Annotated in this window: 9 protein-coding genes; all 9 read left to right on the top strand. The window is 57.8% G+C overall.

Annotated elements, in window-relative coordinates:
- Positions 1–4: 4 nt before the first annotated feature.
- Entirely contained in the window at positions 5–460 is a 456-nt protein-coding gene (locus AC1RPZ_RS26190) for a flavodoxin (RefSeq protein WP_493140656.1), read from the top strand.
- A gap of 151 nt (positions 461–611) precedes the next feature.
- Entirely contained in the window at positions 612–1,394 is a 783-nt protein-coding gene (locus AC1RPZ_RS26185; protein ID WP_493140655.1) for a class II aldolase/adducin family protein, read from the top strand.
- Entirely contained in the window at positions 1,394–2,296 is a 903-nt protein-coding gene (locus tag AC1RPZ_RS26180) for an alpha/beta fold hydrolase (protein WP_493140653.1), read from the top strand. Before AC1RPZ_RS26185 ends, AC1RPZ_RS26180 begins: the two co-directional genes overlap by 1 nt.
- Before the next feature lie 140 nt (positions 2,297–2,436).
- Positions 2,437–3,348, top strand: coding sequence for an SDR family oxidoreductase (locus AC1RPZ_RS26175; RefSeq protein WP_493140651.1), 912 nt, complete (start codon positions 2,437–2,439; stop codon positions 3,346–3,348).
- 561 nt (positions 3,349–3,909) lie between these two features.
- Positions 3,910–5,703 (top strand): DUF1302 domain-containing protein, encoded by a 1,794-nt coding sequence (locus tag AC1RPZ_RS26170; RefSeq protein ID WP_493140649.1) that lies wholly within the window; start codon positions 3,910–3,912, stop codon positions 5,701–5,703.
- 22 nt (positions 5,704–5,725) lie between these two features.
- Positions 5,726–7,093, top strand: a complete 1,368-nt coding sequence (locus AC1RPZ_RS26165; RefSeq protein WP_493140647.1) for a DUF1329 domain-containing protein — start codon at positions 5,726–5,728, stop codon at positions 7,091–7,093.
- Between the two features lie 140 nt (positions 7,094–7,233).
- A complete protein-coding gene (locus AC1RPZ_RS26160) occupies positions 7,234–9,789 on the top strand; it encodes a LuxR C-terminal-related transcriptional regulator (RefSeq protein WP_493140646.1) in 2,556 nt (851 codons plus the stop codon).
- A 156-nt stretch (positions 9,790–9,945) separates the two neighbouring features.
- Complete coding sequence (locus tag AC1RPZ_RS26155) at positions 9,946–10,281, top strand: hypothetical protein (protein WP_493140644.1); 336 nt, start codon at positions 9,946–9,948, stop codon at positions 10,279–10,281.
- 157 nt (positions 10,282–10,438) lie between these two features.
- Positions 10,439–12,533: dermonecrotic toxin domain-containing protein (locus AC1RPZ_RS26150; protein WP_493140643.1), on the top strand; the 2,095-nt coding region annotated here is incomplete at its 3' end.

The following is a 12,533-nucleotide window of genomic DNA, read 5'->3' as shown; positions in this document are numbered from 1 at the left end:
ATTGATGAAAGTCGCCATCCTTTCCGGCTCGGTGTACGGCACGGCTGAAGAAGTCGCCCGGCATGCGGCCAACCTTCTCAAGGCTGCAGGTTTTGAAACCTGGCACAACCCGCGTGCAACCCTGGCTGATGTTCAGGCTTTCGGCCCCGAAGCTTTTCTGGCCGTGACCTCGACCACGGGCATGGGCGAGTTGCCGGACAACCTGCAACCGCTGTATTCGATGATTCGCGATCAGCTGCCCGCCGTCTGGCGCGGCTTGCCAGGCGCGGTGATCGGTCTGGGGGATGCCAGCTACGGCGACACTTTCTGCGGTGGCGGCGAACAAATACGCGAGCTGTTCGGTGAGTTGGGCGTGCGTGAAGTGCTGCCGATGCTGCGCCTGGACGCCAGCGAAAGCGTGACCCCGGAAACCGACGCCGAACCTTGGCTGGCGGAACTGATCAGCGCGCTGCGCGGCTGACCGGACGCTCGCGCCACCCTTGGCATTGGCGGCCGAAAGCTTGCTGACCCGGTAGGTCAGTAAGCTGGCTGCCAATGCTACTACACGAATCCCGACAGCTGACTAGACTGCTTTAACACCCACAAAATAATAAGAAGCAGAGGTCCTTGCCGTGAGCGTAACCCCCGTTCAAACGACACCCGATGTGAAAAATCAGGTCAGTGCCGCCGAGTGGCAAACCCGTGTCGATCTGGCAGCCTGCTATCGGCTGGTGGCCCTGCAGGGTTGGGACGATCTGATCTTCACCCACATCTCGGCCAAGGTGCCGGGGACTGAAGATTTTTTGATCAATCCGTTCGGGATGATGTTTCACGAAATCACCGCTTCGAGCCTGGTCAAAGTCGATCAAGCCGGCAACAAGCTGATGGACAGCCCCTACGAGATCAACCCCGCCGGTTACACCATTCACAGCGCCGTGCACGAAGTGCGTCACGACGTGGTGTGCGTGCTGCACACCCACACGGCCGCCGGTGTGGCGGTTTCCGCGCAGAAGCAGGGCGTGTTGCCCATCAGCCAGCAATCACTGTTTGTACTGTCCAGCCTGGGGTATCACGCCTATGAAGGCGTCGCCCTCAACCACGAGGAAAAGGTGCGCCTGCAAGCCGACCTCGGTGAAAAAAATTTTCTGATGCTGCACAACCACGGATTGCTGACCTGTGGCAGCAGCATAGCCGACACTTTTTTGATGATGTTCACTTTCCAGCGCGCCTGCGATATCCAGGTGTTGGCGCAGAACGGCGGGGCTGAACTGATTGCCATCGAACCGCAGATTCTCGCAGGCGCCAAGGCGATGATTGCCGGCGTGACCAAAAGTGCTCAAGGGATGGGTGGCGCGCTGGCCTGGCCGGCGTTGCTGCGCAAACTCGATCAACAAGCCCCGGGTTACAGACTCTAATGCAACTCGCCGAGATCCCACTCTGCGTCTGGCGCAAACGCGGCCAGAGCTTTGTGTTTCGTGGCCAGACCATTCGCTATTGGGTGGCCGGGCAGGGTGAGCCCTTGTTGCTGCTCCACGGTTTCCCCACCGCCAGCTGGGACTGGCATTACCTTTGGCAACCCTTGGCCCAGCGGTATCGGGTGATCGCCTGCGACATGCTCGGTTTTGGCGACTCGGCCAAGCCGCTGGACCATGAATATTGCCTGTTGGAGCAGGCCGATTTGCAGCAGGCACTGCTGGAACATTTGGGCGTCCGGCAGCCAGTGCACCTTCTGGCGCATGATTACGGTGACAGCGTGGCTCAGGAGTTATTGGCCCGGCATGCTGAAGTGCGCATCGAAATTGGCAGTTGTGTGTTTCTCAACGGTGGCCTGTTTCCCGAAACCCATCGGCCGGTGCTGATGCAAAAACTGTTGCTCAGCCCGTTGGGCTGGATGATCGGACGGGTGTTCAATCGGGATGGGCTGGTCAAGAGTTTCCGGCAGATCTTTGGCCCCCAGACCCGTCCGAGTGAAAGCGAGCTGGATGATTTCTGGAGTCTGATCGACAACAACCGTGGCACGCGGATCATGCACAAGCTGATCAGTTACGTGCCGCAACGCCGTGTGCAGCGGGATCGCTGGATCAAAGCCATGCAAGCGGGTACCGTCCCGCTTCGGGTGATCGATGGCGAAGTCGATCCGGTGTCCGGCGGCCATATGGTTGAACGTTACCGGCAGCTGATCCCCCATCCAGACACGGTGTTGCTGGCCGGGATTGGCCATTACCCGCAAATCGAGGCGCCGACCCAGGTGCTCAAGCACTACCTGGCGTTTCGTGACCAAATGGATCCCCCTGCGCTGAAAACCGCCTGTTCCTGAGCGGTTCAAAAAAACACAGCCTTCGCTCATCATCCCCCTGCCTTATCGCGCACCATTCAGCCTCAGCCCTGTTGATTGTGAGCACTCGCGCCGTGCCTGACACTCGGACTCACTGTCCCCTGGCCCGCTGGAGTTTGGTAATGAAAGAGTCTGTGCGCTTCGAAGATAAAGTCGTGATCGTCACTGGTGCAGGCGGCGGCCTCGGGCGGGCTCATGCGCTGTTGTTCGCCAGGCAGGGCGCCAAGGTGCTGGTCAACGATCTCGGTGGCTCGGCTCAAGGTGAAGGTGCCAATGCGTCGGCAGCCGACCGTGTGGTGACAGAGATTCGTGAGGCCGGCGGCACGGCCGTGGCCAACCATGATTCGGTGACCGACGGCGACAAACTCGTACAGCACGCCCTCGATGCCTTTGGCCGCATCGATGTGGTGGTCAACAATGCAGGGATTCTGCGCGACAAGACGTTCCACAAAATGGAAGACAGCGATTGGGACCTGGTTTACCGCGTCCATGTCGAAGGTGCTTACAAAGTCACTCGCGCCGCGTGGCCGCACATGCGTGAGCAAAATTACGGTCGAGTGATCTTCACCGCCTCGACGTCAGGCATCTACGGTAATTTCGGTCAGTCCAACTACGGCATGGCCAAACTCGGTCTCTATGGCCTGACCCGCACGTTGGCGATCGAAGGCCGCAAGAACAACATTCTGGTCAACGCCATCGCCCCGACGGGCGGCACGCGTATGACCGAAGGCTTGATCCCGCCGCAAGTCTTCGAGCAGCTGAAGCCGGAATTGGTCAGCCCGCTGGTGGTGTATCTGGGCAGCGAGAACTGCCAGGAAACCTCAGGCCTGTTCGAAGTTGGCGGTGGCTGGATGGGTAAAGTGCGCTGGGAGCGTAGCCTTGGCGCTGGTTTCGATCCGCGTGAAGGCTTCTCGCCGGAAGATGTTGCTGCTCATTGGGAGCAGATTTGCGACTTTGAAGGTGCGGCGCATCCGAAGGACAACATCGAAGCGCTGAAGGAGATGATGGAGCATTTGCAGAAGTATTCGTTGTAAACCCGAAGATTGTTGTCGGTCAGCGCTCAATCATCTTCGCCTCTGAACACCCCCATCGAACCCGTGCTCACGGGTTCTTCATTTTCTGCCCATAAAAAAGGCCGCTGCAAACGCAGCGGCCAAGGTAAGACGTTGGATCAAGGAGCTACAAATCAACGTCAGTGAACACGGGGCGATGAACCGAATGGTCTGCTTCAACTCATCTGAACTCAGTCGCAGTGCAAGTGGGTTGTTCACACTTCACTGGGAGTGTGCTTTCAGGCGGTTTTCCGTGAAGGCCAGGCAAGGATAAGTCCTTATCCCCAAAGGAAAAATAGCGATTCGGGACAATGACTGTTACAACCTCGGCAACAGTCGCTGCCACACACAGCGTAGCAGCTGGCCCGCGTCATGCGCCTGACTGATAACCCTTCATCCAGCCCATCCATGCCCGGCGCAAAGCCCCGGCCCATGCGGGCATTCATCCTTTGGAGGTACAACGCGAATACCTCCTTGGTGCGCTTATCGCGCCCATAGGGCGGCAGTAGGGTGGGGCCTTCTGTCACTCACCGGGGAAGACGCATGACAAAAACAACAATGCGCGCCATCTTCACGCCGCAGACGCTCGCCGTCGCGGTCGCCTTGGGTTGCTGTGCCCAGGCGCAGGCTGTCGATTTCAATATCGGGGAAATCGAAGGCACGTTCGACTCTTCGCTGTCGATCGGCGCGAGCTGGGGCATGCGCGATGCCGACAAGTCGCTGGTGGGCATCGTCAACGGCGGCACCGGCCAGTCATCGACCGGTGACGACGGGCGTTTGAACTTCAAGAACGGGCAGGCCTATTCGGAAATCTTCAAGGGCATCCATGACCTCGAACTGAAGTACGGCGATAGCGGGGTCTTCGTGCGGGGTAAATACTGGTACGACTTCGCGTTGCAGAACCGCGACCTGGAGTTCAAGAACGTCAGCAATGATGACCGCAAGGAAGGCGCCAAATCCTCCGGTGGGGAGATTCTCGATGCCTTCGTCTATCACAACTACTCCATCGCTGATCTGCCAGGCACCGTGCGTGCCGGTAAGCAGGTGGTCAGTTGGGGTGAAAGTACCTTCATCGGCAACTCGATCAACAGCATCAACCCGATCGACGTCTCAGCGTTCCGCCGTCCGGGGGCGGAAATCAAGGAAGGTCTGATTCCGGTCAATATGCTGTTTGCCTCCCAGGGCCTGACCGACCAACTGACGGTGGAAGGTTTCTACCAGTTGCAGTGGGACCAGACCGTTCTGGATAACTGCGGAACCTTCTTCGGCGTCGACGTGGCGGCCAGTGGCTGCACCAAGGGTTACACCGTGGGCAGCCCGGCGATTGCGCCGTTGCAGCCGATTGCTGCCGCGTATGGCCAGGGCTTCGATGTCAGCCGCGAAGGGATCATCGTCCAGCGTGCCGGCGACCGTGATGCCCGTAATTCCGGGCAGTGGGGGACGGCGCTGCGCTGGCTGGGCGACGATACCGAGTACGGCCTGTACTTCATGAACTATCACAGTCGCACGCCGATCGTCGGCACCATCACCGCAGGCCGTTCGACGCTGTCGGCGCTCCCCGGGATTGTCGGCACCGCCAACTCGATTGCCCCGGGCACCGGCTCCGCTCTGGCGCAAAGCGTGATGCTCGGACGCGGCCAGTACTTCCTTGAGTACCCGGAAGACATTCGCCTGTATGGCGCGAGTTTCGCGACCACCTTGCCCACCGGCACTGCCTGGAGCGGGGAAATCAGCTATCGGCCAAACGCTCCGATACAGGTCAACACCAATGACCTGACGCTGGCACTGCTCAACCCGATTGCCGGTGGCGCCGCGTCGCCGATCAAGACCACGCCGGGCGCGGATAACAGCGGCTACCGGCGCAAGGAAGTGACCCAGGTACAAAGCACCCTGACGCATTTCTTCGACCAGGTACTCGGCGCGGAGCGCTTGACCGTTGTCGGCGAGGCGGCGGTGGTGCGGGTCGGAGGTCTGGAGCCGCGCAGCAAACTGCGTTACGGCCGGGACTCGGTCTATGGCCAGTACGGCTACGGCGGCGACACCGGCGGCTTTGTCACCTCAATGTCCTGGGGCTACCGCGCTCGGGCGATCCTCGATTACGCCAACGTGATTGGCGGGATCAACCTCAAACCGAACCTCTCCTGGTCGCATGACGTCAGCGGTTACGGCCCCAACGGCTTGTTCAATCAGGGTGCCAAGGCGATCAGTGTTGGCGTCGATGCCGACTACCGCAACACCTACACCGCAAGTCTCAGTTACACCGACTTCTTCGGTGGCCATTACAACACCTTGACGGACCGCGATTTCCTCGCGTTGAGCGTCGGCGTGAACTTCTGATTTGTCTGAGAAGGATGATTTTATGCGCAAGATGATTCTGCAATGCGGTGCCCTGGCCCTGAGCCTGTTGGCAGCCAACGTGATGGCGGCGGTCTCGCCTGAAGAAGCGGCAAAACTGGGCAGCAGCCTGACACCGCTGGGTGCCGAGAAGGCCGGTAACGCCGACGGCTCGATTCCGGCCTGGACCGGCGGTATCCCGAAAAACGCCGGCGCGGTGGACAGCAAAGGCTTTTTGGCGGACCCGTTCGCCAGTGAAAAACCGCTGTTCACCATCACCGCCGCCACGCTCGACAAATACAAGGACAAGCTCTCGGACGGTCAGGTGGCGATGTTCAAACGCTACCCGGACACCTACAAGATCCCGGTCTACCCGACCCACCGCACAGTCGCCGCGCCGCCGGACATTTACGAGTCGGCCAAGCGCAGCGCGCTGAACGTCACCACCATCAACGACGGTAACGGTTTGGCCAACTTCACCGGTAACCGCTATTACGCGTTCCCGATTCCGAAGAATGGCGTCGAGGTGCTGTGGAACCACATTACCCGTTATCACGGCGGTAACCTGAAACGCATCATCACTCAGGTGACCCCGCAGACCAACGGCGCCTACACGCCGATTCGCTTCGAGGAAGAGATCGCCGTACCGCACCTGATCAAGGACATCGATCCGGAAAAAGCCGCCAACGTGCTGACCTTCTTCAAGCAATCGGTGACCGCGCCGGCACGCCTGGCCGGTAACGTCCTGCTGGTTCACGAAACCCTCGATCAGGTGAAAGAGCCGCGCCTGGCGTGGATCTACAACGCCGGTCAACGTCGCGTACGCCGTGCTCCACAAGTGGCCTACGACGGGCCGGGCACCGCCGCCGACGGTCTGCGGACCTCGGACAACTTCGACATGTTTTCCGGTGCGCCGGATCGCTATGACTGGAAGCTGATTGGCAAGAAAGAAATGTACATCCCGTACAACAGCTACAAACTCGATTCACCGAGCCTGAAGTACGACGATGTGATCAAGGCCGGGCACATCAACCAGGACCTGACCCGTTATGAACTGCACCGGGTCTGGGAAATAGTCGGCACGGTCAAGCCGAGCGAGCGGCACATCTACGCCAAACGCCACATGTTCCTCGACGAAGACAGCTGGCAAGTCGCGCTGGTGGACCACTATGACGGTCGCGGCCAACTCTGGCGCGTGGCCGAGGGACATGCCCAGTACTACTACGATCACCAGACACCGGCTTACACCCTGGAAGCGCTCTACGACATCATCGCCGGTCGTTACATTGCCCTGGGGATGAAGAACGAGGAGAAGCACAGCTTCGAGTTCGGCTTCGACGCCAAGGCGGCCGACTACACCCCGGCAGCCTTGCGCGCAGAGGGCGTTCGGTAAGGGTTTGGATACATCGGCCGAGTCAAAGGTGACCTGCGGGTCACCTTTTTTATAGGGGCTAATAAGCGCCCTGAATGTTTCTCAACAAGCTGACGGGAGAGGGTTAGGGTTGCGCCACAATTATAAAAAGGCACGCCGCAATGACCGCCATGACTCAGTGTCTGGACCGTCCAGGATTCCTGCCCCGTTTGTCTTCCCAACACCTGCCACGCGAACGTTTGACGCAACCGTTACTGGCATCGACTGCGCGGGTGAAATGGCTCTGTGCTCCCGCTGGCAGCGGTAAAAGCGCGCTGTTCGCCGAGTGTCTGTTGCAGGCGCCACCGCAGTGCACGGTTTATTGGTTGCCCTTGAACGGCGCGCTGCAAAGCCCTGACGAATTCTGTCGGACGTTGGCACAAACGTTAGGACTGGCAGCACACGACGAGCCAAGTCTGTTGGCGTATCTGGCGCAGTTGCAGACACCGACCTGGTTGTTTCTCGATGACTATTGCCGCGTTCCGGTCCCCGAGCTGGATGCATTGCTTGACCGCTTGCTGGCCCTCGGCAGCCCGGCAGTGAGCTGGTGGCTGGGCGGGCGTCGACGTCCGCATTGCAACTGGCCGCGGTTGTTGCTCGATGACGATTTGTACGAGAGCCCCAGTGCTGAGCTTGCATTCACTCGTGAAGAAATCCAGCAACTGATTGATAAGCTCCCGAACCCGCTGTGCGCGAACTCAACTGAACGGATTTTTCAGCGTAGCGGTGGTTGGTGCGCGAGCGTGCGGGTGGCCTTGCTGGATGGCAATGGGCGCAGCGCCAGTGAACTCAAGCAAGGGCGTTCGGCGACCTTGCTCGCTTACCTGGATCATGAGCTGTTCAGTGTTCTGTCGCCGGAACTGTCCGAAGCCTGGCGAGTGCTGGCTCATCTACCGCGATTCAACGCCGGTCTCTGCGAACATTTGTTTGGCGCGGGCGAGGGTGGCCAATGGTTGCGAACCTTGCAGGAGCTAGGCTGCTTCATCGAGCCTTGGGAGGACTCGGCAGACTGGCTGCAGGTGTTCCCGCCACTGGCCAGGCTGGTACGCGATGATGAATGGGAGACCGGTCGCTCGTGGCATCGTCGGGCCTGTCAGTGGTTCATCGCACAGCAAGACTGGCAACTGGCGTTCGAGCAGGCGCTGTTGGCCGAAGCGTTTGAGGTCGCGGTCAGCCTGTTGCAGCATTTCAGCTTCGAGCATTTGTTCCAGCATCAGAATGTGGTTTTGCTGCTGCGTCTGCATGAACAGCAAGGTGCCGATTTGATGCTGGGTAGCCCGCAGTTGGTCGGGTTGATCACCGCTGCATTGCTGTTCGCCGGACGCTTCGAGCAAGCGGGTGTCTGCATCGAGCAAATGGCCCGATTCGCACCGCAACCGTCGGTCACGTTGCAGCGTCAATTGGTGGCGCGCTGGCAGGCACAGCAAGGTTGGTTACTGCACCTGCAAGGGCATATGGAACCTGCCCGTGAGCATTTTCTCGATGCGTTGACCGAGCTTCCAGCGTTGGCCTGGCCGGCACGTTTGCTGTGTTTGTCCGGTCTGACTCAGCAAGCCTTGCTCAAGGGGGAACTCGACGTGGCTCAGGCGTCCAATCGCCAGGCGCTGTGTCTGGCGCGGGCGCAAGGGGCGCTGCTGTTCGAGGGCTTGCTGGAGCTCGATCACGCGCAATTGCTGGAGCAGCGTGGCGCGCCTCATCGCGCCGAAAGCCTGTTGTGTGGCATCAATGAGTTGCTGTGCGAGCAAGCCAGACATGCCACGCCACTGCTGGGACGGATTGCCCTGCGTCGGGGGCGATTGGCTCTGTGTCAGGGGCATGACGGGCAAGCTGCCGAGTTTTTCGAGTCAGGCCTTCAGATGTGTTTGCGCAGTCAGGACAAGCGCGTCTTGTACGGCTTTCTGGGGCTGGCCCAAGTGGCCGCCAATCAGGGCGATTACGCTCAGGCTTTCGTCCATTTGCGAGACGCAGAGCGAATGATGCAGCGTCAGCACATTCCCGATACCGTTTATCGCGGTGTCCTGCTGCAAGTCAGCAGTCACTTCTGGTTGCAACAGGGGCGCCCAGAGTTGGCCCACGAGGCCCTGACTCGGGTACTACGCCACTATCACGGGCCTGATGCACGTCAGGCGCCGCCGGCGACGTTGGAGTTGATCCCGGGTCTGGACTATCTGCTGGTGCTGACCGAGGTTTATCGGGGGCAGGCGCAAGCGCCTTTGGCCCGACTCGAAGCTCAGTTGCAGTGGGCACGACAGCGCGGGATGTCGGGTCTGCAAGCGCAATTGCATCTGGTGATGGCCGAAGTCGCCTGGTTGACGGGCAACCCGTTGTCTGCCCGGCAGTCGCTGCAAGAAGGTTTGGCACTGGTCGAGCGCTGCAACTTGCAACAGGCGTTGCGTGATGTGCAGCTGCGTCAGCCACTGTTATTGGATGCTCTCGAGTTAGTCGAATCGGGTAGTTGTCCGCCGGTGCCGGCTCTTGCGCACAGCCCGTTGAGTCAGCGTGAAATAGAAGTGCTCAAGTTAGTGGCCCAAGGTAACTCGAACCAACAAATTGCCGACCTGTTGTTTATATCGTTACATACAGTAAAAACCCATGCGCGTCGGATAAATGGGAAGTTAGGCGTGGAACGCAGAACTCAGGCGGTGGCCAAGGCAAAAGAGTGGGGAGTTGTTGTTTGATGTTTTGACGGCTGTGATGTTGTTTACGAATGCATACATGTTTTGGGGTGTACTTTGAAGAGGGGGGTGTTTATAAAGTGTGCGTCGGCCCGGTTAATTTTAATTTATCGAGTGGCTGCATGGGTCGATCACTTTTCTATCAGAAGGATTTTGTATATGCATTATTTGGATTTGTTGAAAGAAGTGGGTGCGATGCTGGACAGAGACTTCGAACAGTTGAAGTATGGTATCAAGGCCGATGAAACGTACTTGAATTCGGTGGTGATCAATGATCTTGGACAGCCGGTAGTCGATTCTTCCAAAACCCTGAGCTGGGCGATCATGGAGAAAGTCCAGGCGGATGAAATACCAGAATACAGCGATGAGTGTGCAGGTATCTTTACCCGGCAATGGACGTTTGATCCGAATCACCGCGTAGACCATCACACCTTCAATATTGAAAAGATGAATCTGTTTGGTCGCGATATAGTCGAACATTTTCGAGCGCGATAAGCAGTTTCTTGTAAGTCTGCGCGGTAGCCGATGAATAGGTTGAGTCGGCACAGCACCCTGCGCAATCAGTGCGCCGGGTGTTAAAAATTTTATTGAATGTAACTAATAAAGGCATGATGTTTTTAAAAGTATCATAAGATGCCAGAGGGAAGTGTGCATGAGCGTTAATGTTTTAACGGGCGTGATGGGTGATGAGGTTCAGGAAGAACTTCTACGTCCATCGAAACGAGTAATGGCTGAGCAACCTCACCAGATACCGGAGTGGTTACAGCGTGCCAGTGAAGAAGATCGTCAGTATTACCTTAATACAGAACAATCCCTGGCAAAAAATGAGCAGGTGCTGGATGAGCTGCTGGCAGAAACCAAATCCCTCAAGGCTTTCGCACATTACTATGCCCAAGAGATGGTCAGAATTCTTACCGAAGAACTCATCGACCCGGACCAGGTTTTCGTCAATGCTCGCCATACGTTCTACGTGGGTCAGCAGAAGGTCGTTCAGCGTAATCGCCTGACCCTTCCCGAGTTCCTGCTCAATGGTCTGTACGACGCGGCCTCTGTTCCACTGGAGATCAGCCTCGAAGGCGAGGCGCTACCTTCAGGCTTTACCAAGCAAGATCTTCTGGAGGCGATGAACGGCCCGAGCTTGCGTGCGTTCTATGCCAAGAAGTTTGAAGAAAAATACCGTGATGAGGCGGTGTTGCACGCTCTGCAGGCCGTGCTGGACAGCCGTACGGACTTGAGTTCGTTCAGCGCAAAACTGCAGGGGCATATCAGCGACGAGAGCCTCGATATCGTCGATCGGGCCAGCCAGAGCGCCGAAAAATACTCTCTGGGAAGTCTTTCGCTGATCGGTTCAGACGTTGCTTTGCGGGGGGTGATCGTTTATTGCGGGCCGGAAGGTGAAGACGGTACCTGCGTTCTCTATTCGCCGGAGGCTCCCGGAGGGCAGGTCTGGTACGAGTTCATCAGCATCAGGCAACTGAACACCCATGTCATCAACCTGATTCGTCTGCCTGAAGGGCGCAGTTACCTGCTCCAGCAGTCTCACGCCCGTGATCGAGGCCGTCTCGATGCGTATATGAGGCTTGTGCAGGAGCTGCCGAGCCAGTGGCGCGGCATCCAGCGCGACCCTTGGCCGGCGTCCGGTCCCGGTGCGTTACGCCAGGCTGTTTTGCTCGATGTCGGTTGGCTGCGGGGTGAAATAGAGACGGTCATTCCCGCCGGTTATCGCTCGGCCTCGTCCTACCAACAGCGGTATTTCGCCCGGTTGAACACCGAACTGAAAGCGCTGACCCGGCTTGCCACCCGCGAGACGGCGCTGATCAGTTACGAGAAGTTTGCGTACAACCTGATTAAAAAGAGGGCAGAAGATATTCTGGCGGAATACGATGAAACGGTCATCGTTAATCCCGATCTGATGGTCGTGGAGCTGGACGACTCGCAAGAGTTGACCTTGTCTCAACTCATCATCAAGGAACATCACATCACGGAAGAGAGCGGGCCGATACATAATCCGGGACTCTACCCAAAACTGCGTTTGTTACCTGGTCATCCCGTTATCTCCGATCAGTTGATGTCCGACGTATTGATGAAATACATCGTGGGCTGGTCTAAGACCTTGCGTCCGGGCGAAAAATATATCGACATGCTGTCCACGGACTATCTGGATAAAAACGCTCCTGGTTACGCGCTGAAGCGCGATGTATATGTAAACGTGCAACTGCATGAAATGCAGCGTGCCGCGTTATCGGAACTTTTCAGCGGCAGACTGAGCAAGCAACAAAGTTGGGATATCGAAGGGGTCATTGACCGATTGCGCAAGCCGGAGCCCTCGAATCAGCTTGAACCTCCCAATCGCAACGGTGTGTACACGTTTTATCTGGACGGCCGCAGGATCGAGGGTGTTTATATTTTTCGCTTGATGAACAACGGTGTGGCCGAGGACTTGTTGTACACCCCTCATGCCCCGGATGACCGATGGTTTCGACTGCTGGCGGAGTTCGCCAAGTCGGTCCAGGTGAAAGGCTTGGGCAGTTATTACTGCAAGCGCGCCAAGTTCAGCGACCAGCGGGTGGTCAGCGCTTACATCGAAAAAGTGCAGCGTAGCAGTGCCTACATTGAACTGCCGAAACTGCAATCTAATAGCCGTGTGTTTGACTTTTCTCGTTCTTACGCCCAGCCCTTTCAAGGTCTTCGTTTAAAATCCCCCAAAACTCCAGTCAAGGTGACTAAAGCGATGTGGGCAGAGGTTC

It is taken from the genome of Pseudomonas sp. GW822-FHT02D10, assembly GCF_058802345.1.
The sequence above is the reverse complement of the archived record's forward strand: the minus strand, read 5'-3'. Positions and strand labels throughout refer to the sequence as shown.